Origin of the sequence: Pseudomonas lyxosi, assembly GCF_047758685.1 — a bacterium.
Taxonomy (GTDB): domain Bacteria; phylum Pseudomonadota; class Gammaproteobacteria; order Pseudomonadales; family Pseudomonadaceae; genus Aquipseudomonas; species Aquipseudomonas lyxosi.
On record NZ_CP180481.1, the window covers coordinates 5,116,134 to 5,137,895 of the forward strand.

The following is a 21,762-nucleotide window of genomic DNA, read 5'->3' on the forward strand; positions in this document are numbered from 1 at the left end:
ATCCAAACAACGAGGCGAGGTGATGAAGTTCAGCGAGTTCAGACGATGGTTGAAGGCCCAAGGGGTCACGTTCGAAGCAGGCAAAGGAAGCCACCTCAACGTCACCGCCCCAAACGGCAACAAGACCACCTTCGGGGATCACGGCAGCAAGGAAATGCCAGAACCGACCCGCAAGGCGATTCATTAAACAACTGCGGCTCTGAGCCCCCTTCACCACATCTGAATTGAACTCACCATCTCCAAAAGGAGTGACTATGTACGACTATGCAATTCGCTTTGAGGAAGTCGAAACCCCAGGACTGGCCGTCTTCTGCCGAGATCTTCCACAGCTCAACAGCTATGGTGACGACAAAGAGCACGCTATCCGGGAATCCATCAGCGCGGTCTACACCACCCTCTCTCTCTATGTCGATCAGCGCTGGGAGATTCCGGAAGCGACACCACCGAAGGATGACGAATACGTCGTTCCTCTGCCGGCTGTTACCGTGGCAAAGATCGCTCTCTGGAACGAGATGATCAAACAAGGCATGCGCAAAGCAGACTTGTGCCGGGCCCTTGGTGTGCACCAGGCCCAAGGCGATCGTCTTGTGGATTTCCTACACACGTCGAAGATGGAACAATTAGAAGCTGCACTTGCAGCGCTGAAGACTTCGATCCGCGTCAGTCCTGCGGAACCTGACTGGATTGATCTTCCATATGGTGGTGCCCAGGGCGGGTTTTATATCGAGCGCTTGGTGGATGCGTATCAGGAGGCTGGCGTGACCGAAATGCCTATCGGAAAAAACCGTGAAGGCCTAGCGAAGATCAAGCCGTACTCACTGGATTTCATCCTACGCACACGCTATGCGCGCCAACCAAACACGATGCAAGCGGTGGATGCCGTCCTCGATCAGATCGTGGTAACCGGTCGTTTCCGTCGCTCGTCAATGACAGATCAGGTAACAGGAAAACCCGTGGAAAGCCTCGCTCTGGTCTGAATAAATGCGCAGTCTTTCCCGCTGTCTGCCGTAGACTTTCACCGCGTCGACGCCCTATCGCATCGATCTCGCTGATCCAGTCGGCTCAGGCTTGGACGGAACAGAACCTTGTGTTTGATCCTCGAAACTCGAATCAATAGACATACCCACCTCGCTATTGAGGTCCAGCTTTTCTGGGCCGTATAGGTTTGAATTCCGCATTAGCGCAGGGTGCATTCGAGTTGATGAACGAGCACAAAAAACCCCGCACAATGACGGGGTTCTCAAAAGCGGATGACTTACCAAGCACCAGTCCCACAAGGGTTTTCTTTCGAAGCATAAGGTTTGGTCAATTTGCTGAACCCTTTGGCTGGGATCGAGCTGGTCAAGCCGTCAGCTTTCAACTCAATGGTTTTTGCCTTGCGCATTGCAGCCCAAAACGCAGGAAAGTTTCCGGAGCAGGCGTTGCACTCAACATAAAACGGATTGCTGTACTCGACACCGTCAACGATAACGTCGAAACCGCCTTTATCGTTGTGCGAGTAGAACTCCTTGCCCGAAATAGTTGCCGATCCGCTCACCGGGCTCATCTCGTCATTTTCGTCACAGGCGAAGTTGAGGTAACTCTTTGCTTCATCGCCAGCAAAAAACTCAGTCTTTCCTTGGCCCCAGCCAGTTTGCCATTCGTTGGTTGCGGCTGTTGCTGAAGCACAAGCCAAAGAAAGCAAAATCGCAAATGCAGCTCTGTTCATATCCATATCCCTATCATGTTCGGCTGGCCAAATGATGCCAAAGCGATATTACATGGATATCTTGGGAAAATTGAATTTCGCAAACGAAAAACCCCGCTGATTGGCGGGGCTCAGAATGATTTGAAGCCGGATTACAGTTGTTTGCTGATGCTCTTCGCAACGCTCTCTGCAATCTTTTTGTAGCCTGCTTCGTTGTAATGCACGTCGTGAGGCTCTCTGAACAGACTGTTCGGGAAAGCCTTGGTTTGGGCATGAAGATCATTTACCGGAATGCCGTGCTTGTTCATGACGCGAATTGCAACAGCGTTGTAAGGGTCTTCGTCACCGGCGTAACGGTTTGGCTCGCCTTCCGGGATAACCGTAATTGTCTGCCAAACCAGCTTGGCGTTAGTGAGTTTCAGCCTGGCAATGATCGCTTCAAGGTTCGACTCATACTTTGCAAGCGGCACGGCGACAGGTCCTTCATGACCCTGACCAGGGTACAGCGGGTGAACCTTACCAATATCCCATATCCCGAAGTTGAAGCTGATCACATCCCACTTCTTGGTACCGATCCAGGTATCCATGTTGGCCAGGCCGTAGTTCGTGTCTCGGGAATTGTCGTCGTAGTGGGTAACGACAGCACGATCGCCCATGATCTGTTGCACAAACGGCGTATACCCCAGGGAAATTGAGTCACCGATAATCAACACATTCGCCGCCATCGCATTGATCGAGAAGATCACCGAGAAGAACAGAGCGATTTTCATCCAAAAGCGTTTGATCATTGGTTGGCATCCACATCGACCATTTCTTCATCGACAGGCGCTTCGTCGTCCGGAGGCAGCGGAACCTCAGGTTCATTCCCCTTAGGATCATGGCCTGTTTCGTTATCAGTGCCGCCCGTTACGCCCTGCTGAGATTTGTTTCCAGGGGCATTCTCATCAATGTCCATGCTGGCTCTCCGTTTTGATGCACGGGATGTCCGTGCTTGTACATGAGAGACGACAAAGCATTTGCAAGTGCCGAGCTTTCGACGAACGGCGGGAACAAAAAAACCGGCGCGATGGCCGGGTTCAGGTATTCGTGTGCGTATTGCGTGAATTGCGCACTATGGAAAAAGCACGCGCAAACCCTTGATTTTAGATGGCGAAGCCGGAATCGAACCTTTCTCTTTGTTATTGAAAATAAAGGGAATTTTTTAGTTCGAAAATTTTTCTACCTCTATGTGTACCCTCACTGGGCCTCCAATGGTACGACTGGAACGCAGTGGGGCACCGCGTAGACGAAAATATCCCGGGTATTTTTTTCGTTCCTCGTGGAATTCGTCAAACTCCATGGAGCAATATTTGGAGCGGGAAACGAGACTCGCATCTGGCGTCCGACCCATTGAAATCTAAGGGGTTTACTTTCTTGCCAAAGCAGGAAAAGACTCAATTTTGGACTTGTTATGGAGGTGTTTCAAGAGCAAAAAAAGAGCAATTCCAAGGCAAGCTATTGGCTTCTGCTCCTAACCCCAGTTGACCGCTTAATCATCTACGGCTATCTCAACCGTATTCAATCGAGTCGGCGGCGGGAACGAGAAGCCCAACGCAACGTCGAACTGATGTGGTTGAGCGGGCGTTTGGCGCCGGACTTCAAGACCATCGCCAACTTCCGAAAAGACAACAGCAAGGTCACCCGAAGCCTCTGCTATCAGTTCGTTGTGCTGTGTCAACAGTTGGGATTGTTCGGAGAAAATCTGGTCGCCATTGATAGCAGTAAATTCAAAGCAGTCAACAACCGCGACCGCCATTTCGCCAGCGCCAAACTGAAACGGCGCATGGAAGAAATTGAATCGAGTATCAATCGTTACCTGGCGGCACTCGATGCTGCCGATCGGCAAGAACCCACATCGTCTGAGCCCCGCGCCGTGCGGCTGGAAGAGAAAATCGCCAAGCTCAAAACTCAAATGAAGGAGCTTCAAGCGATCGAAATCCAGCTCAATGAATCGCCGGATAAACAGGTCTCACTTACCGATCCAGACGCCCGTTCCATGGTGACGCGCGGCGCAGGAATCGTCGGCTACAACACAGCGGTCGATACTCAGCACCATTTGATCGTTGCACACGAGGTGACCAACGTCGGTTCCGACCGCGATCAACTCAGTTCAATGGCCAAGCAGGCCCGCGAGGCGATAGTGTCAGAAACGTTGTCGGTGCTGGCGGACCGAGGTTATTTCAAAAGCGAACAAATCCTCGCTTGTCACGATGCCGGCATCACCGCCTTTGTGCCCAAGCCGATGACCTCTGGAGCCAAGGCTGGCGGGCGTTTCAATAACGATGCCTTTGTCTATGACGCGGCAAAAAACGAATACACTTTCCCGGCTGGAGAAGCGCTGTCCGCACCCTGTTGCCCGTAAATGCGAGACGGTCCTACAGCGATATTGAAAGCCATCGCGGTCAATCACCTCTCCATAGAACGTGTGCCCAAGGGGACTCGTAAGCATTACAACCCAGTTCATATCGACTTCCGTTACCGGATCGACCGCCCGGAACTCAAGCAATACTCCACTTCAACGAATCACGCCAGCTGGCGAAGATCCTTATGACCCTGCAATTGATTTTTTCGCCGGACTCGACTGAATAAACAGCGCATTTGAACGACCCACTGATCCCGCTGGTCAACATAACCTGTTGGCCAGGCGGATCCCTAACGCTGAATTGCACACGACGGGCACCTGTTCCCACCCAAGCCGAAACCATCGACCCCATCATCATGTCGTTTCTGTCCGGCGTCGCGCACGTCGAAGAGCCGCTTGCTGAGCTCACTGACTCGAACGACCTTTGCGCTATCTAACCATCCGGCTCCAACCGTGAGGATCCCATTATGAAATTCCAAGTTGTCGATCGCTCTATCAATGGCACCGCGAAGTTCTCGGTCGATACCGAGTGCGGAAAGAACGTGGATTCATTCTCGACCATCGAGGAGGCTCGGGACCGCGCGGCCTGGCTGGAATCCGAATATGAGCGGATCAGTGAGACTCTCTAGCCGCGTCCTACTCGAAGGAATAACTCCGCCTCAACGAATCCAAAGCCCGGGCATGGCCCGGCATGGGACGTCCCGTGTCTACAGAAACCGCAAGATGATTTTATATCAGCGGCCCGATGACCGGCTTTGCTGACTTCAATTTCACAGCCTTCAAAGATATGGCCGGCACCCTGCGCGCCGCCGGCGCACTAGAACATCAACCCGAAGACGAGGCGCCAAAGGTTGGGTTTGCCGACTGGAAACCGGCGAGAGCCAAGTAGAATGGATAGGTTTGTCCGAAAAAAACGAGCTGGTTTTGCAGGCAAGCCAAGAGCGGCGTGGTGAAGTCATGGATACAGCACGTCACCTGACGTTCATGTTGGGTATCCTGAAACTCGGCAACGCTATGGAGTGGTTCGGAGCATGAAAAGCTTGAGCGCCTGCTAAATGAGCTTTGATACCGCAATGGAAATAAAGAATTGATCTAGACCTCCCTTCAATCGAACCCCTCACGTCTCAATAGGTCTGCTCCTGTATTACCTCTCGGGAATACATCCAATGTCCGCGCAATATAGCCTTGTTGTACTCGCTCGGGGCGGATATGCCGCTCGAGGCGTTCTTTATCTGATCATTGGGATCTTCGCTCTGCTGGCAGCACTAGATTCGACAAAATCGAAGGATAGTCACAGGAGCTTGGAGGCACTGTTAAGCCAGCCATTCGGTTATGTTCTAGTCGGGCTAGTGGTGGCTGGTCTGCTCGCCTTCGCCGCTTGGCGCGTTTTGCAGGCAACGCGTGACATTGATCATCACGGTAAAAAATTCAAGGGATGGGTGATTCGTGCAGGCTTGTTGGCGGGAGGGGTAGTCAACGGCGCGCTGGCGTTTTTTGCGTTGGGCCTACTGATGAGCGGCCTCAAAAGCTCCGGCAATTCCGGAGGTGGGCAAACCAAGGATTTACTGGCGCATCTTTTATCTTGGGAGCACTCAAATTTATTGGTGTACCTCGTCGCCCTCATCCCAATGGGAGTAGGCATTGCTCACATCATCAAGGGATGGAAGGCCTCGTTCGAGAAATACTTTGAAGCCGATGAAGACGTCATGCGGTATGTACGCCCCGTGTCTCGGTTCGGTCTTATAGCCCGTGGAATCGTCTTTATTGAGATCGCCCTACTGCTGATAATCAGCGGCTCGAATTACAAAGCCATGAATCCACCGGGCATGAAGGAGGCCCTCGATGCTCTCCAGAATCTGCCGGCCGGAGGTTTGATTTTGATGGTGATGGCCTTGGGGCTGATCGCTTTTTCGGTTTATAGCTTTTCCGAAGCCTTTTGGCGCAAGATAAACATGGATGTGCCTGGGGTATCGAGAGCATAGGGACGCAGTGGATACCGGACGGAACACCCCTAGCATCTGCAATTTGACACGTGAGTTGTGTTGGAAGTAATTGAAGTGTCGCTCCCTCTTTTCGAATCCCAAGGCCAGTGGCTGCCCCCGCAGTCCAAAAAGCTTGGAATTCCACCAACCAGTCACTCCCAGTCAATAACTGGGTACTTTGTTCCTGATAGGAGTAACAAATTGCTGAGTCGACCCGACAAAAATGCGCTTCGTTCGATGCTGGAATCTCAAGTTCAAGAAAAGCTACAGCACGACCCTGACGCGGTAACAACTTATGCGGCCAAACCTGAACCAGATCGAAAACCATACACCAGCAAGCCAACGGTTCAGGACAAGGCATTCCACAAGGAGCTTGATCAGATGCGTGCGGACGCCGAAGCAGGAGTAATTCATAGGCCGAAGCGCGAGCCGGAGGACAGAGGTGTGTCTAGCCTTGCGCTGGATGATTATCCGAATTTATAAAACGTACCACCGAGAGGCTAACCAAGTGTAGAACGGCTTGGTGCCCGCCCGACATCATTCGGTGAGCCCGCAGTTATTCATGGTGGGCCATCCTGGCGATCGGCATTCGCCTCTACGAATTGCCCCCCAACATATTCGTTGCTGAGTTTGTGAACCAAGGCTCGGATCTCCTGTCCGGCAATATCGAAATCGAGCCCCGAAAGATTCGGGGCTCGATGGGGTCAGACGGCATCAGGGTTTGCGGCCTCCACCTCCGCTCATCCCACCATCCTTGCTTCCCATTTCAGATGATTTATCGCGGTCATCGGCAAGGTTGCTGCCGCGTCCGCTTCCTTGCCCACCGCTGGACGATTGATCAGCCTTGTTGGGCTGCTGTCCACCTGAAGCCTGGCCGCCTTTTTGGCCGGGTTTGGACATGTTTTCTTTATCGTCGGCAAACTCGCCTCCGCGATTCGTACCCTGCCCGCCTCCAGACATGCGATCGCTATCGCGAGATTGTTGCCCGCCGGAAGCTTGACCACCTTTTTGGCCTGCTTCAGACGCGCGTTGTGGATCGTTGGCAAAATTTCCGCCAGAGGCTTCTCCACCTTTCTTTCCGGCTTCAGAAGCCTTGTCCCTGTCACTAGAAAAATTGCCTGGATTTTTGTTTCCTGTATTGGCCATTTTTGTTCACCTCTACATCGTTAGCACGAGCATGGGCTCGTCTAATTCGGAGGACGCACAAAACAGAAAGTTTGAACGGAAATATGGGGCTCGCGACGAGTGGATTCGGGTATTTGGTTCCATTGAAAATACGCGCATTCGACTGACGGCGTGTCGCCGTCCATCGATGGTGCCTTACGCCGGCTTTCGTACCAAATGTTCGATATTTACTAGACTTAATAACTCGTAGAAGCCCTCCACGCATCACACTCAGGAGGTCAATCGATGACTGAACACATCGTGCATTTTCATTGCCAGATCGATCAGGGAACGACTGAGCGCTTCCGGGACTGTTGCCTCGAAGCCATCGATCAAGGCGCCACCTCCTTGCTCCTTAATCTTTCTACAAGCGGGGGCAGCACCAACTTTGGCTTCACCCTATACACGTTCCTGAAGTCATTGCCGGTACCGCTGTGCGCGATCAATGCGGGCAATATCGAGTCGATGGGCATCATTATGTTTTTGGCGGCAGGCCGTCGAATTACCTCGCCCCACTCACGCTTCCTGATTCACCCGATGAATTGGTACTTCAGCCAAAAATCAGTCGACCATCAGCGCCTGCGTGAATACCTGTCGAGCCTCGACAACGACCTCGCGCGTTACGTGCAAATTTTCACACTCGAAACTGCTGACGCAGAGACCAAGCTCGATATTTTTCATTGCCTTTCAGCAGAAGAAAAAGTCATCGCTGCACACGAGTCTCTGGCATACGGGATTGCTCATGAAATGAAGCAAATGATGTTCGCTGATGATATCAAACATTGGAAAGTCAGCGGTGGATGAGCCGAGCCCTCTCCGCGATATCCTTGTATATCAAAGACTAATCACGAGAGAGCAATAGTTGCTGCCATCATGGAATTGACGCTTTGGGTTGAGCAGCGCGGATCTGCGGACGTTGCCGAAAACGTCCGTGGTGCTTTGGACACGATCCGCAAGAATGAGGAGTTCATCAACATTAGTCTCGCCGCGCTCATGGCACCTGAGTGATTTGTCCAGAGGCGTCGCTACCGGGCGAGGCTTAGGCTAAAGCAGTCAAATAGCCTAGGAAAACGCACGCCAAGCAGTGAGCATCGAAATACACCGTTGGGCCTTGGAGTTGAACTCAACCGTCACACGCTCCGTCTAGCGCATAGGTGGGGCAAAAGCTTAAGCCCTCTCATCCCTTGTACATTTCAAGGAGATTGCCATGGCTACCACTGCCGGACGCTTGAACTACTTCCACGACACTCTTTTCGGCCCTATAGCGAAAAGCGTTGATTGCGACCTTGTCATTACGCCTATCACCCCCGGCGCTTTTCAGGTGCAGGTGCTTTCTCCAGTACCAGATGACCTGCACAAGGCACATACCTTAACCATAATCCTTTCCCCCAAAGAACATCTGACAGGCACGGTGGCTCAGATGCGCAAGTTAGACAACGGTGATCTGGAATTCCAAATCGACGTATGAACATCCGTTGGCGTAGAGCTGAATGTCGGAGATCCTTTGATGAGTAAATCGCAAGCTATGACAGCTGCCGTGCAAATCCTAATGTTTGATCGCAACGAATGGGTTCCCAATAACCCTCGCTTGCCGGTACTCATTTACCCCAAAGCAATTGCCGTCCAGGACAGCGATCCAGCCGCACTGTTCGAGAAAGCCTTCATAGCCAATGGTGGCCGCCACAATGGCGATACGGGGTTTATAGCTACCACCACTACCATACCGAAGGACATGAAGTGCTTGGCATCGCCAGCGGCCAGGCTCGGTTGATGCTGGGCGGCCCGGATGGCCATGTACTTGAAGTCAGTCCAGACGACGTGTTGCTACTGCCTGCCGGCACCGGCCACTGCAATTTAGACTCAAACGAAGACTTTCTGGTCGTCGGTACTTATTCGCCGGGGCAGCATGCAGATATCTGCCGCGAGGCGCCAACCAGGGCCCAACTAGCGAGCATCGACACGCTGCCGTTTCCCGACCAGGATCCGGTGCAAGGCTCGCAAGGCGCCGTACACCGGTATTGGGCTGGCCAGCGTTGAGATGCTGCAGTCAATCACGAACGGCGCGAACCTTTCCGCTGAAGACTCTGAAGCCGTAGGTGTTGTAGATGAGCGTTACGGGGATCAGAACCGCAAAACCCACCAAAATGAAAATCTGACTGCTGGGACTGGATGCGGCAGCGTGCAAGGTGAGATGCGGTGGAATAATCAGTGGGTAAAGCGCCGTGATCATCAATGCAAACGCCAGTACGAAAACGCCCAATGCGGCGAACAGTGGCAGAGCATGACGACGACTTCGAAGGCCCAGCGCAAAGCCGATCAGCAGTGCAATGAGAAGTATGACTGCAGGCAACCACACAAGCCGATCTGAAAGCCGTTGCGCATAGCGAGTGTTCAGTGTGGCTGTCCACGCAACCAACGCGATCAGCAACACCACAGTCACGAGGGCCAGCGCCTTCGCCTGAAGACTGGATCGCCGTTGGAGGTCGCCTACAGTCCGCCAATATAGCCAGCAGGCCCCTAGCCACGTGTAGCCCACCACAAGCACTGCGCCGCAATACAGCGGGAACACGTTCAGCCACTCCGTGCTATCACCAATGTACTGCCCACCGTCATTAGGTACGCCTTGTACCAGCGTGCCCAACACCACTCCCTGAGATCCGCCGGCGAGCAGTGAACCGACGAGCAGCAAGCCGTCGACCATGCGCTTGAATCCGTCACTGGGCGAGTAATCACGAAATTCCAGCGCTACTGCTCGAAGAATCAACGCCAAAAACATCAAAATAAAAGGCAGGTAAAGCGCCGGCAACAGGATGGCGTAGGCTAACGGAAACAATGCCAGCAGGCCGCCGCCTCCTAGCACGAGCCACGTTTCATTGGCGTCCCAGATCGGCAGGATCGTCACGGCCATGGCCCGACGCTCCTTGCCGCAACGAGTCAGGCCCATCAGTACCCCAACACCCAGATCAGTGCCATCAAGTAGCACGTAGTTCATCACCGAGAACGCTAGGGCTCCAGCAGAAAGCAGGACTATCCAGTCAGTGTCCAACATGGATTCAGCTCCTCAGGAATGTCCTGTCTCGTCCGCCAGGGTCGGCTGTGGCCCGGCTTCGTCTTCGTGCGGTGGCTCACGCAGTATTCGCAGGAGCACCCAGAGGCCGATGCCGAATATCAGCAGGTAAAACACTAGGATCAACCAGGTTGAGTGAACCACCTGCTGTCTAGACACCGACGACAGACTGTCGGCTGTACGCAGCAAGCCATAGACGGTGAAAGGCTGGCGGCCAACCTCTGTGACTACCCAGCCACTGAGCATCGCGAGAAATCCAGCCGGCGCCATCAACACACACCATCGGAGCATCCAGCGCGTTGCGTAAAATCGTTGTCGCCATCGCAGTATCAAACTGGTCACGCCCTGCCCCAACATCAACAAGCCCAGACCGACCATGATGCGGAATGCAAAAAAGACCGTCGGGACAGGAGGGATATCCTCAGGTGGAAATTCGTCCAACGCGGCGATGGTGCCACTGAGGTCATGCGTCAAATACAGGGAAGCAATGCGGGGAATCGCCAATTCCCAATGGTTTTTCTGTTCAGTCATGTTTGGTAAAGCAAACAAGCGTAACGGCTCCCCTTCTCCTTCCGGCGGGCGAGTCCAAGAGCCTTCTATTGCGGCGACCTTCTGCGGCTGAACTTTGAGGCTGTGCTCACCATGAAGATCTCCCACCACGATTTGCACGGGTGTTAGCAAAACAATCACCCACAACGCCATGGAGTATGTAATCCGTGCTCGCGGATTCTCAGGCGCACGTAACAACTGCCAAGCACTGACGCCGGCCACCAGCGTGGCGCTGCCGAGCAGCGCGGCCAACGTCATGTGCACAAGTCGGTAAGGGAATGACGGATTGAAGATGATCGCCCACCAGTCCTCGGCAATGAAGCGGCCATCGGCGCCAATGACGTAACCAGCTGGTGTCTGCATCCAGGAATTGGCTGACAGGATCCAGAATGCGCTGATCAGCGATCCGAGCGCTACTGCGCAAGTGGCGAAGAAATGAAGGCGAGGCCCCACCTTCTTCATGCCGAACAGCATGATGCCCAGGAAACCCGCCTCCAGAAAAAAGGCAGCGAGCACTTCATAGAACATCAACGGGCCGAGAATATCTCCCGCCTGAGTTGACAGCCGAGACCAATTGAGCCCGAACTGGTACTCCAAAATCAGACCTGAGGCCGTGCCCACCGCCACGTTGAGGGCAAACACTTTTAGCCAGTAACGGTAGACGTCCAGATAGATCTTTCGCCCACGCCACAGCCAAAGCGCTTCAAGCACCATCAGAAAATTAGCCAAACCGATGGTGAATGCCGCCAGGACAATATGAAAGCTGATGGTGATTGCAAACTGGGTACGCGCTGCCACCAGCGCTGAATCAACCGCGTCCATACAGTCCACCCACAGTAAGTCGACCTTCATCGAAATCAGCTGTCGGCAGCAAGTGAAGGTCAGAAAGATAGTGAAAGGTGTTGGCAGATATGGGCATGACACCTATCCGGTGCAGTATTTGTCGGTTGACTCTCCCCGCTACGAATGATTCCGAAAGCCATAAGTTTGTTACGTAGGAATTTTTCAATAGTTAAAGGACGAGATCTCGCGCGAAGGTCTGAGATCTCGTCCTGCTTTTTAAAAGCTGGTCTTTTCAGACTAAAAAGCTAACTCCAGACATTCAGGTTGGATGGGTTACTTATGACTCGCGAGGTATCACCGAAATCTTACCGTTTCGCTCAAGGATCGCGAACTTGATCTGATCCAGTGTTTCGATACCCTGACTCGAACGGGCTGCCTCCATGACATCTGCCTCCCCCACTCGCGCATGTCGCAAACGTTGATGTAGAAGCTTGCCATTCTCGACGATGATCGTCGGCTCTCCCGAGATCAGGCGCGACACCCAGGTTGAGCGCTGTTTAAGTAACGACAGCCCAACATCGATTGCGAACAACGTCACAATCACGACCACCGAGTTGGTCAGTGAAAAGTCATCACCTAATAGCGCCTGCTGCGTTGCTTCGCCAATGATCATCAGCAACACAAAATCAAAGGTGGTCAATTCTGATAATGAACGTCGGCCTGCAATCTTGAACAACACCATGAGCGCTACGTACATCGCTGCGGCACGCAATACCGAATCCATAAATCACCTATGGAAGGACAAACTGATGGAGGTTCAACGTTTGCGCACCAGGGGACTTGAGACTTGTGCTAAATAGTCCTAGCCCGTCACCGCGCAGCGTCAGATAAATACTTGCTCGACCTTGAGCATCGGTTTGCAGCCACAACTTGATACCCCGCCCTGCACTGCTGGAGCGCACGGGCTCAGGTTGCATCGTCTCGATACTGAATCCTTCCATTAAACCGCCATCCAACTCCAGCTCGACAGTGGAATCCGGCGCCCCTATAACACTGATCTTCATTGGATTGGAGGAGCCATTGCGATGGAATAATTCATATTTGACAGTGAGTTTTCCATCGATGCCACGAGATTCCTGAATGCTCAGCGGCCCACGCGAGAACACTCCTGCCAATGCAAGCAGAACTACAAGCACCAAGCCGCACCAACCCCAGCGCTCGAAGCGCCATACTTTGACCTGATACGCCATGTCTTCGCGAACGGGGTAGTCGCGGCTTTGATAATCGGGATCGTCAGATTTTTCGCTCATTGCGTGTCCCTATCCTCGCTCGCCGGCCAACGCACGTTGATGAAAATACGGAAGTAGCTGTAATGAGTGATCTGCCGCCAAACGCTGCACCTGACAGCGGGAACCCATGAACCGATGCGCACGACTGAATACGCTCAGCCCCGATTCAGTCTGATAGGCCCAGGCAAAACAAATGGTGCCGGCGGGTATCCCGTCGACATCCTCTGGGCCGAGGATGCCTGTCGTCGCGACGGCTACATTGGCGGTGCTGTCGTGCAACGCGCCCAACGCCATTTCTCGTGCGACTTCACAACTGGTCAGATTGAAGGTTTCGATGGTGTATGGATTGACGCTCAACAGTCGCTGCTTTGCCTCGGGAGAGTAAACAACATACCCACTCTCGATCAGCTCCCCACTGCCCTCCACCTCAGAAAGCAGCGTGATGATTTTCCCCGCCGTGCATGATTCAGCCGTTGTCAGCAGCAATGAGTGTTTGCGCAGGTAGTGAACAGTATCGCCGGCGATAGACATGGCAATTGTCCGAGGTGGTCATACAAACGACATCAGAGGAAACGATTCATTCCCTCAATTCATGCGCTTCGGGTTTTCGCTTCTGCCTGACAAACCGAGCCGCTGCTGTCTAACGGAAAAAAGAAAACGGTAAGAAAGAATTTCAAGAATCTACGGTGGTCTATCTGTCACCATCGTAGAGGTACATTCATGAAATTTGCTCAATTCTGTCAATCCCTGTCCAACAGGGCTGGCAGTTCGAAGACGTTCCTAACCGCCATCGTTTTAATCGTTATCTGGGCACTGACCGGGCCATATTTTCATTACAACGACACCTGGCAACTGATCATCAATACGTCGACGACGATCATCACATTTCTGATGGTGTTCCTGATTCAGAACACGCAGAACCGGGACAACGACATTTTGCATCTGAAAATAGATGAGCTAATTCGAGCAACCAACGAAGCTCAAAATGCCACCTTATGCTTGGATAAAATGGGCTCAAGAGAACTGAGAAAACTGCGAGAGCATTACAGCGCCTTAGGTGCAGCCGATGAGATCAAATTCAACGCATCTGAGGAGGATGTTGCTGCAAGCCAGATGCCTCTTTCGTCCGAGTCACCCGAACCAGACCAAAGTGGCTCCGGAAAAAAATGAATTCTCATCTGCTGGTACAACGAAATCACCCAGCGTTTTCAACCTTTGGTTTTTTGTGGGTCAGCGGCTCGAGGAAAAATCCGTTCTTCCTGAATTTTGCCGCCCTCCTTATGAATCTTGAGTGACGCGGTTTTGTCCTCGCTACCGCAGTAATCTCCACCTTAGTAGTCGCCGTCTTGAAGCCCTTTGTGCGCCTTCCGTGGTCAGTACCCAGAGATTATCGCTCTTGGTGATGTGGTAGTTGTCCATCCGACCTCCTAGCGCAGTTGAGGGCATTTGCGATAGGTGGACGATTGCCTGCTTAAAGTTGAGTCATGGTGCCAGCGTTACCGAAGATGGCTGAACATGGCTCTGTGGGTGACACGACTTGGGTTCGTGTTGTACTGCTGCTGTTTCCATCAGCAAATGATCAACTACGTTTGAAAGGGCTTCATGGACACTGCGACCGCTGCCTACGGCTTCTTTGTAGACAAAACGTTGTCGCTCTGCACTGCTGCCGTCCCGGATAATTTTCCGAAGATGAGAAAAAACGCTCTCTACGCCAAGTGCCCGTGCTGTTTCGCCAAAAATCTGCTCTGCCATGACAAGCCATTGTTCAATCGTAAAAGGCCGGTCGTGCCCCTCAACCAGGAACTCTGCATAGATTCCTGATCTTTTGGCTCTCCATCGATTCTCCATCAATATCCATCTGGATTTTTGCGAGTAGGCCAATCCTGGGTGAGATTGATCGATAGCGTAAGCGATCATCAATCGGAAAAAAGACGCGATGCACAAAGCGTCATCTAGACGGGGACATGCGTCTGTCATTCGCAATTCCAGCGTTGGATACCTGGCGGAGGGGCGTACCCCCCACCAACAATCGCTGGGCTGTTTCATCGAGCCGGTTGAGATCAAAAATGCGATGTAGGCAGCATAGGCGACATCACCCTCGAGAAATTCGGGGACACCCATCCGGGGCCATTCATCACAGGCTGTCTGGCGATAGCTTGCAAATCCGCTGTCGTCACCATCCCAATAGGGTGAGGAGCTACTGAATGCCAATAAAAAAGGTATCCATGGGAGCACCTCGTTCATCACCTGAATTCGATCCAGGTGATTCGGAATCTCAACGTGCACGTGCAGACCCGAAAGCAGACTACGCCGAGCTACCCGTTGGTAATCTCTGAACAGCTGCTGAAAATGATTCTGGTCTGTCGCGTGTTGAACACGCCAGTCCGCCAAAGGATGACTGCCGGCACAAAGCAAACCTAGCTCAAAGAATTTGAGAGAGTGCTGCAATGTGCCGCGCGCGTTGGCTAGATAATCCGCTGCTTGCACAAGACTCGTGAAAATAGGTGAAGCCACTTCGATCTGTGCCTGGAACATCTCATACGCGAAGCTTTGCCCCAATTCAGCTTTGCACTTGTCACTCACCGCGCGAGATAGATTCCCTGGCATCTGTCGGGTGTTTAGGTCGGTGATGAAATACTCCTCTTCGATACCGAATTTCAGCTGGCCGTTCATTGCTCCTCCCCATGCCCTAAACGATTGTTAGATGAATCGACATAGCTGACGTCTCGCACGTTGTCTTATTGGGATCTGTCGAGTGGTAGTCCTCTCCTGCGACCGCACGTAAGTAAGCCTGGTCTGCCTCGACTCGTAAGTCTCTCCACTCCTCCCATTCAACGATACCTTGACGATCCATCTCATCCGCCTGTCGAAGGAGTTCCTCGTGATAGGTGTCCGGGCAGTCCATACGCAGCGGCCAATTCTCTAGCGCGCGATGCCACGAATCCAAGGCTTGGAGTCTTCGTTCTTGAGCTGGCGTCAGCAGATTTTTAAAAGAGTTCATGACTGCATGAGTCCTGGATTCATTTCTGAATGGATCAGCAGAGTTCGCCATGGGTTCATGAGGGCCGACCAGAGGTGTTTAATCTGTGTTGGCTATCCAGCCTGGTATCGCCCACTTCTGAAACAAAAAGCAGACGATTCAAAAGCCTGTCGGCTCTGAAAAACAGTTTGAATTTTTTTTGGTGCGCTCACTCCTTTGACTATGAGCATAAGGAGCGCCTCATGAACCGCACTGATCTTTTCGTCATTGAGTACAAGCTCCATGGAGAGCCGAAGTCCTTCATCATTCGGACAAAGACGATGCGCAATGCGGATGCTTGGCATTGGGCAAGCTGTGATGCTGGATTGGCCCCTATTCCGAAACCAGGAAGGCCGCCACTTAAAGTCGATTCCAAACCTCAAGCGGAAAGGAACGGGGTAACCGACGTGAAATGGCGTGAGTCTGCAACGTTGGATTGGACGGAGGTTTTAACGCCATGAGAGCAAAGATTTTGGCCGGTGATTCAAATCGAAGCGATCCATTAGCTCAAGCCGCTGAGCTCTTTTTTGAGGCGGATCGACTCGACTCCGCCGCTTACAGCATTCTGGAGGCAGAGTCGAAAACCGAAGCTGTGTGGAAAAAATTCACCGCAGCCAAGGCTCTTCAGATGCCAAACGAACGGAGGCTTACCAAAACTGGATGCGCATCAGACGGGAGAAAAAAACTCTAGCTCCACGGCACAGGGAATAGAGGAACACTCGATGCTGAAAAATTGGAAATACGCCTAGGCTCCAGGATTTGTGACCTCGGATGAATACCGCCCACGTTCCCAGCAGTATCCAAGTCGCAAAGATCCAAGGTGTACGCACCGAGAATAGCAGTGCCTTTCGGTACCCCTTATGAGTGGATTCGCGCTCACAAAACAAAGGTGATTCATCATACGCCAGTCCCATGAGCGGCTCGCTGCGCAGTAGTTCGCTCTGCTTGAAATACCAGTGATCGATGATGTCATATGCCGCACGAATACCAGGCAAGCATTAAGTGAGCTGAGCAGTCCCAATAGCGCGAGAAACGGTGGCACCACCAGTCTAAACAGCTTGCCCCACTCGGGATTGAGATTGGACATGCAAGATGCAAAGGCAATAACCTGAAATCTACATCGCGCAGGAAAACTCACATCCTCAGTAGAGTTATTTCGTAATTTTTTGAATCGTTCAGTAACTCCACTTGGCGGCTGACTGTTTACGTATGGTCGTCAGGAAGGGAGCGTGCGATCCCTTGACGAATGGAGCAAAACTATCGGAGCGACGGTCGATAGATTGAGCAGCACTGTGACTTCAAAAAAAATCGCCGAAGTCAGATCGACTTGCCCAATCCGCTCGCGTGCGTCGGGGCACCTCCTCCCGCGTGAATGTGAGTACGTGAGGAAAGACCATGACAAAACTCAAATTGGGCGTCCATTCCGAAGCCGGCAAACTTCACAAGGTCATGGTGTGCTCTCCTGGCCTGGCCCATCAGCGTCTGACACCGGACAACTGCGACGAATTACTGTTCGACGACGTACTCTGGGTCGCACAGGCCAGGCGCGATCATTTCGACTTCGTCGCAAGGATGCGCGAACGCAACATCGACGTACTCGAAATGCACAACCTGTTGACGGACATCGTGTCCACCCCTCACGCGCTCGACTGGATTCTGCAGCGCAAGATCACCGCCAATTTAGTTGGCTTTGGTTTGATCAATGAGGTGGATTCCTGGTTGCGTAGCCTGGAGCCGCGCAGGATTGCCGAGTACTTGATTGGAGGCGTTTGTGCAGAGGATTTGCTGACCAGCTTCGGTCGGAAGACCCTAGAACTGTTTCGCGATTTCCACGGCCAATCGAGCTTCATTCTCCCGCCATTGCCCAATACCCTATTCACGCGCGACTCGACTTCGTGGGTCTACGGCGGGGTGACGATCAACCCGATGTATTGGCCGGCGCGGCGTCAGGAAACTCAGCTGATGAGTGCTATTTACAAATTCCATCCCGAATTCACCGATGCCAACTTTCAGATCTGGTACGGCGACCCGGATCGAGAGCATGGCAACGCCACGCTAGAGGGCGGTGACGTCATGCCAATCGGTAACGGTGTCGTGCTGGTAGGGATGGGCGAACGGTCTTCCAGCCATGCCATCGGCCAATTAGCGCTGAATCTGTTCAAGCATGGGGCAGCGAAGCGGGTGATCGTAGCCGGACTGCCGAAATCCCGAGCGGTGATGCATCTAGACACCGTCTTCACCTTCTGTGACCGCGATGTCGTGACCGTCTTCCCGGAGGTGGTGAATCAAATCATTGCCTTTTCACTGCGCCCGGACGAGAGCAAACCCGATGGCATCGACATCCGCCGTGAAAAAACCAGCTTCCTCGACACAGTGGCAAAGGCATTGGATCTCAAAACATTACGCTTCATAGAAACGGGCGGGAATAGCTTCGCCGCCGAACGTGAACAGTGGGATGACGGCAACAACATTGTTGCCTTGGAACCGGGCATCGTCATTGGCTATGACCGAAACACTTACACCAATACGCTAATGCGAAAAGCCGGGATAGAGGTCATTACCATCAGTGCGGGTGAACTCGTTCGCGGACGCGGGGGTGGCCATTGCATGACTTGTCCTATCATTCGCGACCCTATCGATTATTGAATTGCTCAGTGCGGAATTTAGGTTCGAGCTCCGAAAATACGCGAAGAATTTTGCATCTCTCTGCTATGGATGAAGGAGCTATTGGATACAGCTGATCGGCTTTTTACCGCACGTCTCTTTTGACGAACTTCGGGCATTCCAGATGACGGAGCGCGTTATAGGGAGTTCCAATGAAATGATGAGTGAAGCAACCTGCTCCCTAGGTGCGGAAGGCTGAACGGACGGCCCCAGCGATCTGTACGCCTTTACGTCAGATCAATGGAATATTGTCTACAGCCCGTCCTCTATCGGCTTTTCTGAAGCCGCCTGGCGCAAGATAAACATGGACGTGCCGGGTGTGTCGGAAGCATAGCGCCTCTTCTCCTATGAAAGCAGTTGGAACTTTCGCGCGATGCTAACCCCATACAAGCAGCCCCAACAATCTTGGGTAGTGAATTTTGCGCATTGCGGCACAGCTTCGCAGTGGCAATTATCAGGAGATCCAAATGCTTGTACTCACGGACATGCAGCGCGCATACCTCAGGAAACTACGCGCCCTCGCAACTGACCTTCAGGGCAACGAAATATTTGCTGGCCTGACTATCGAGGAGTCAATGCGGTTCAATTTCTTGAGTGAGTCGCTTTTGGGGCAGGAGCATCGCACACAGGAAGACGTGAACGAGTATCTCAACCTCCACGAAAAACACGAACATGACCGACGTCAAGCGTCAAGCGTCAAGCATTAGGCGCAGAAACAGAGGCGCGGCAGAACGGATCGGCACGTCATTAAAAGTCATCTGACGTTGATAGATCCTGGCTTCCACTTGGTCGACACACTTGTCCAAGCGAATAGATCCAAAATACTTTAGCTACCAATATCAGCGTAACAGTGACTGAAGTCACCGGGAGCAGATGTTGTGGACAGAAGCGTGGATCCGCAGAGGTACCTTAGTTCTTAGGCTCCTCATCAGCAAAGACGGCTCTAAACCTGCAAACGAGGAACAATACCGTGAATCTAGAAGGTGTCCCGATGTGAGGGAACCCTTTGCAGCGGTCTCAAGTTAAGCCACTGGCATTCAGCCTCAGCCTCTTCACGGGTCAGAAAGGTAGCCTGTGAACGCAACTTTTTCTCGTTGTCATAAATGTTAAAACCTAAAGGGGCTGTTTTGCTGTAGGCGCGCGTTCCATTAAATGAGGAACCAGTTTCCGTGGGGACTGCAGGGACAACAACAAATCTCGAAATCATCTTCACGCCCTCTCCAAGCACCTCCTCACTATTAGCGGCTATAAGCCACCACAGCAAGTGAACGTCGACAGTTTCCGATGAGAAGCACGAGCGGCCTTTTAGCCGTCGGCTGCAACGCTGCATTTTACCTGTGCACTGGTTCGCCGCATTGAAAGGCACATCGTCGCGATATCCGCTGGCGCAAATATTTCTGAACGGGACATAGGTTCGCCTCGGGCGGCATGATCGACTACCATGCCGCCGCCGGTTTCCAAATGGGATTAATAGGGAATCCGTGATGCTACCAACGCATCAAACGGGTCATACCTTTGTTCAAGGCCATCCATTTGATCCGCCTGATCATGATGTAGCGACAAAAAGCCATTGTGGCACCCTGCCACCAAGGCGAACAATCGAATTGTACGCGCGAGAGCCCGCAAAACTTCTACGAATCGTTCTTGCCTCAAGGTCACATCCGAAGGACTCCCAATGATCTATTCGGAGCTGGTGATCGGCAGCCTTTGCCCAGAGCAGCCATTCCCCATGGGCAATACGCCTTCCTGAATTCTGCCAAGGAACTCCCGTTGAAGGGCCTCAGTCAAAACTTGGTGTGGCATCCGGTGCCCCTGAGAAATCAAAAATGAATAAGAAAGAGCTCATAGGCAAGCCTCTGGCTGTTCCCCATCGTTCGTGGATGAAAAAACTAGGGCCCGGCCTTATCACAGGCGCGGCGGATGATGATCCAAGCGGTATAGCGACCTACTCGCAAGCAGGCGCGCAATTTGGCTTTAATACGCTCTGGACGTTGTTTTTCACCTTTCCCCTGATGGTCGGCATTCAGATCATCAGCGCAAAAATAGGCCGAGTCAGCGGGCATGGGCTCGCTACCAATATCCGCAGCAATTACCCTTGGCCTTTTGTATATGGCATCGTCACCCTATTGATGTTTGCCAATACCATCAATATTGCAGCGGACATCGCAGCGATGGGGGCGGCGTTAAGGCTGTTGATAGGCGGATCGTCTCAATTCTACGCAGTCGGCTTTGGTCTGGTTTCTCTGCTTCTGCAGGTGTTCATTCCGTATAAGCGCTATGTGCGGGTACTCAAGTGGCTGACACTAGTGTTGCTGGCTTATGTCGGCATTATGTTTGCCGTGCAGATTCCATGGGGGCAGGTCGTTCGCCAGACTGTGTGGCCTCACATGTCCTGGAAGCCGGAGTATATAACCATGGTGGTTGCCATTTTTGGCACAACCATCAGCCCCTATCTCTTTTTCTGGCAAGCATCACAGGAAGTTGAAGACATGGAAGCTGACCCCAAGGCTCAGACGCTGATTGATGCGCCAGACCAAGCGCGAGCCAACTTTACTCGCATCAAAATTGACACAATAGTGGGTATGGGAATTTCGAACCTCATTGCGTTTTTTATTATGTTGACCACTGCTGTCACGCTAAATATGCATGGCACCACAGATATTCAATCGTCCGCACAGGCGGCGGGTGCTTTACGACCGATTGCGGGGGAGTTTGCATTTTGGTTGTTCAGCGCAGGCATTATTGGCACCGGCATGTTAGCGGTTCCCGTGCTGGCAGGCTCTGCTGCTTATGCCGTGGCCGGTACCTTTAGATGGAGAAATAGCTTGGCGGCCAAGCCGGAAACAAACAAAGCGTTTTATAGCATTATCACTGCGGCAACATTATTGGGTGTATTGATCTGCTTTGCTCCTATCGACCCCATCAAAGCATTGTTTTGGAGTGCAGTAGTCAATGGCGTGATTGCGGCGCCTGTCATGTTCATCATGATGTTGATGGCTTCACACAAAGAAATAATGGGGTCTTTCGTCATTCACCCTGGACTGAGGGCATTGGGCTGGATCTGTACTATAGCAATGGCTCTTGTCGTGACAGGTATGCTCTGGGGCATGTTTTCAGCGTAGAACCTTTTTCTGATATTTAGTCAGGTATCTCAGTC

The 21,762-nt window shown here is 52.5% G+C and carries 25 protein-coding genes and 4 pseudogenes; 17 read left to right on the top strand and 12 right to left on the bottom strand.

The window, feature by feature from the left end; translation table 11 throughout:
• Positions 1-22: 22 nt before the first annotated feature.
• Complete coding sequence (locus ACMXYI_RS23455) at positions 23-187, top strand: type II toxin-antitoxin system HicA family toxin (protein WP_415769289.1); 165 nt, start codon at positions 23-25, stop codon at positions 185-187.
• 67 nt (positions 188-254) lie between these two features.
• On the top strand, positions 255-977 hold the full coding sequence (locus ACMXYI_RS23460; RefSeq protein ID WP_415769290.1) for a type II toxin-antitoxin system HicB family antitoxin: 723 nt from the start codon (positions 255-257) through the stop codon (positions 975-977).
• Between the two features lie 278 nt (positions 978-1,255).
• Here ACMXYI_RS23460 and ACMXYI_RS23465 read toward each other — a convergent pair whose 3' ends face one another.
• From ACMXYI_RS23465 to ACMXYI_RS23475, 3 genes are all read right to left on the bottom strand, one after another.
• The gene (locus ACMXYI_RS23465; RefSeq protein WP_415769291.1) at positions 1,256-1,714 is read right to left on the bottom strand and encodes a hypothetical protein; all 459 of its coding nucleotides are present in this window, start codon (positions 1,712-1,714) and stop codon (positions 1,256-1,258) included.
• 125 nt (positions 1,715-1,839) lie between these two features.
• Positions 1,840-2,475 carry an SGNH/GDSL hydrolase family protein gene (locus tag ACMXYI_RS23470; protein ID WP_415769292.1) on the bottom strand — a complete coding sequence of 212 codons (636 nt, stop codon included), beginning with the start codon at positions 2,473-2,475 and terminating at the stop codon, positions 1,840-1,842.
• Positions 2,472-2,642, bottom strand: a complete 171-nt coding sequence (locus ACMXYI_RS23475; RefSeq protein ID WP_415769293.1) for a hypothetical protein — start codon at positions 2,640-2,642, stop codon at positions 2,472-2,474. The genes ACMXYI_RS23470 and ACMXYI_RS23475 overlap by 4 nt, the downstream gene beginning before the upstream one ends.
• Before the next feature lie 570 nt (positions 2,643-3,212).
• Between ACMXYI_RS23475 and ACMXYI_RS23480 the strand changes: the two are divergent.
• The 5 genes and pseudogenes from ACMXYI_RS23480 to ACMXYI_RS23500 all read left to right on the top strand — a co-directional run.
• A pseudogene (locus ACMXYI_RS23480) lies at positions 3,213-4,067 on the top strand (transposase); the annotation flags it as partial.
• A gap of 488 nt (positions 4,068-4,555) precedes the next feature.
• Positions 4,556-4,717 carry a hypothetical protein gene (locus ACMXYI_RS23485; protein ID WP_415769294.1) on the top strand — a complete coding sequence of 54 codons (162 nt, stop codon included), beginning with the start codon at positions 4,556-4,558 and terminating at the stop codon, positions 4,715-4,717.
• Between the two features lie 104 nt (positions 4,718-4,821).
• A complete protein-coding gene (locus tag ACMXYI_RS23490; protein ID WP_415773957.1) occupies positions 4,822-4,977 on the top strand; it encodes a hypothetical protein in 156 nt (51 codons plus the stop codon).
• A 277-nt stretch (positions 4,978-5,254) separates the two neighbouring features.
• Positions 5,255-6,070, top strand: coding sequence for a DUF1206 domain-containing protein (locus tag ACMXYI_RS23495; protein ID WP_415769295.1), 816 nt, complete (start codon positions 5,255-5,257; stop codon positions 6,068-6,070).
• Positions 6,071-6,271: 201 nt separating this feature from the next.
• Complete coding sequence (locus tag ACMXYI_RS23500) at positions 6,272-6,553, top strand: hypothetical protein (protein ID WP_415769296.1); 282 nt, start codon at positions 6,272-6,274, stop codon at positions 6,551-6,553.
• Positions 6,554-7,054: 501 nt separating this feature from the next.
• Here the strand turns inward: ACMXYI_RS23500 and ACMXYI_RS23505 are convergent.
• Positions 7,055-7,216 (bottom strand): annotated as a pseudogene (locus ACMXYI_RS23505) (general stress protein); the annotation flags it as partial.
• Positions 7,217-7,480: 264 nt separating this feature from the next.
• Here ACMXYI_RS23505 and ACMXYI_RS23510 point away from each other — a divergent pair.
• From ACMXYI_RS23510 to ACMXYI_RS23525, 4 genes and pseudogenes are all read left to right on the top strand, one after another.
• Positions 7,481-8,038, top strand: coding sequence for an ATP-dependent Clp protease proteolytic subunit (locus ACMXYI_RS23510; protein WP_415769297.1), 558 nt, complete (start codon positions 7,481-7,483; stop codon positions 8,036-8,038).
• Positions 8,039-8,107: 69 nt separating this feature from the next.
• Entirely contained in the window at positions 8,108-8,242 is a 135-nt protein-coding gene (locus ACMXYI_RS23515; protein ID WP_415769298.1) for a hypothetical protein, read from the top strand.
• 199 nt (positions 8,243-8,441) lie between these two features.
• Positions 8,442-8,702 carry a hypothetical protein gene (locus tag ACMXYI_RS23520; protein WP_415769299.1) on the top strand — a complete coding sequence of 87 codons (261 nt, stop codon included), beginning with the start codon at positions 8,442-8,444 and terminating at the stop codon, positions 8,700-8,702.
• Positions 8,703-8,741: 39 nt separating this feature from the next.
• Positions 8,742-9,271 (top strand): annotated as a pseudogene (locus ACMXYI_RS23525) (cupin).
• Between the two features lie 10 nt (positions 9,272-9,281).
• Here ACMXYI_RS23525 and cydB read toward each other — a convergent pair.
• The 5 genes from cydB to ACMXYI_RS23550 all read right to left on the bottom strand — a co-directional run bounded on the left by cydB (position 9,282) and on the right by ACMXYI_RS23550 (position 13,453).
• The gene (gene cydB / locus ACMXYI_RS23530; RefSeq protein WP_415769300.1) at positions 9,282-10,283 is read right to left on the bottom strand and encodes a cytochrome d ubiquinol oxidase subunit II; all 1,002 of its coding nucleotides are present in this window, start codon (positions 10,281-10,283) and stop codon (positions 9,282-9,284) included.
• Positions 10,284-10,295: 12 nt separating this feature from the next.
• Complete coding sequence (locus ACMXYI_RS23535) at positions 10,296-11,672, bottom strand: cytochrome ubiquinol oxidase subunit I (protein ID WP_415769301.1); 1,377 nt, start codon at positions 11,670-11,672, stop codon at positions 10,296-10,298.
• A 298-nt stretch (positions 11,673-11,970) separates the two neighbouring features.
• Complete coding sequence (locus ACMXYI_RS23540; protein ID WP_415769302.1) at positions 11,971-12,417, bottom strand: DUF421 domain-containing protein; 447 nt, start codon at positions 12,415-12,417, stop codon at positions 11,971-11,973.
• A 7-nt stretch (positions 12,418-12,424) separates the two neighbouring features.
• A complete protein-coding gene (locus ACMXYI_RS23545; protein ID WP_415769303.1) occupies positions 12,425-12,943 on the bottom strand; it encodes a hypothetical protein in 519 nt (172 codons plus the stop codon).
• Positions 12,944-12,952: 9 nt separating this feature from the next.
• The gene (locus tag ACMXYI_RS23550) at positions 12,953-13,453 is read right to left on the bottom strand and encodes a CinA family protein (RefSeq protein WP_415769304.1); all 501 of its coding nucleotides are present in this window, start codon (positions 13,451-13,453) and stop codon (positions 12,953-12,955) included.
• 189 nt (positions 13,454-13,642) lie between these two features.
• Between ACMXYI_RS23550 and ACMXYI_RS23555 the strand changes: the two genes are divergently transcribed.
• Entirely contained in the window at positions 13,643-14,092 is a 450-nt protein-coding gene (locus ACMXYI_RS23555) for a low affinity iron permease family protein (protein ID WP_415769305.1), read from the top strand.
• 312 nt (positions 14,093-14,404) lie between these two features.
• On the opposite strand, the gene ACMXYI_RS23560 is transcribed toward ACMXYI_RS23555, so the two are convergent.
• Positions 14,405-15,595 carry a carboxylate-amine ligase gene (locus ACMXYI_RS23560; protein WP_415769306.1) on the bottom strand — a complete coding sequence of 397 codons (1,191 nt, stop codon included), beginning with the start codon at positions 15,593-15,595 and terminating at the stop codon, positions 14,405-14,407.
• Between the two features lie 16 nt (positions 15,596-15,611).
• Positions 15,612-15,923, bottom strand: a complete 312-nt coding sequence (locus ACMXYI_RS23565; RefSeq protein ID WP_415769307.1) for a hypothetical protein — start codon at positions 15,921-15,923, stop codon at positions 15,612-15,614.
• A gap of 221 nt (positions 15,924-16,144) precedes the next feature.
• Between ACMXYI_RS23565 and ACMXYI_RS23570 the strand changes: the two genes are divergently transcribed.
• Both ACMXYI_RS23570 and ACMXYI_RS23575 read left to right on the top strand, forming a co-directional pair.
• Positions 16,145-16,402 carry a DUF6555 family protein gene (locus ACMXYI_RS23570; RefSeq protein WP_415769308.1) on the top strand — a complete coding sequence of 86 codons (258 nt, stop codon included), beginning with the start codon at positions 16,145-16,147 and terminating at the stop codon, positions 16,400-16,402.
• The gene (locus ACMXYI_RS23575; protein WP_415769309.1) at positions 16,399-16,632 is read left to right on the top strand and encodes a hypothetical protein; all 234 of its coding nucleotides are present in this window, start codon (positions 16,399-16,401) and stop codon (positions 16,630-16,632) included. The genes ACMXYI_RS23570 and ACMXYI_RS23575 overlap by 4 nt, the downstream gene beginning before the upstream one ends.
• A 54-nt stretch (positions 16,633-16,686) precedes the next feature.
• Here the strand turns inward: ACMXYI_RS23575 and ACMXYI_RS23580 are convergent.
• A pseudogene (locus tag ACMXYI_RS23580) lies at positions 16,687-17,055 on the bottom strand (hypothetical protein); the annotation flags it as partial.
• 281 nt (positions 17,056-17,336) lie between these two features.
• Between ACMXYI_RS23580 and arcA the strand changes: the two are divergent.
• The 3 genes from arcA (at position 17,337) to ACMXYI_RS23595 (ending at position 21,727) form a co-directional block, all read left to right on the top strand.
• The gene (arcA, locus tag ACMXYI_RS23585; RefSeq protein WP_415769310.1) at positions 17,337-18,587 is read left to right on the top strand and encodes an arginine deiminase; all 1,251 of its coding nucleotides are present in this window, start codon (positions 17,337-17,339) and stop codon (positions 18,585-18,587) included.
• 485 nt (positions 18,588-19,072) lie between these two features.
• Entirely contained in the window at positions 19,073-19,312 is a 240-nt protein-coding gene (locus tag ACMXYI_RS23590) for a hypothetical protein (RefSeq protein ID WP_415769311.1), read from the top strand.
• A gap of 1,119 nt (positions 19,313-20,431) precedes the next feature.
• Entirely contained in the window at positions 20,432-21,727 is a 1,296-nt protein-coding gene (locus tag ACMXYI_RS23595) for an NRAMP family divalent metal transporter (RefSeq protein WP_415769312.1), read from the top strand.
• The last annotated feature ends 35 nt before the right edge of the window (positions 21,728-21,762 follow it).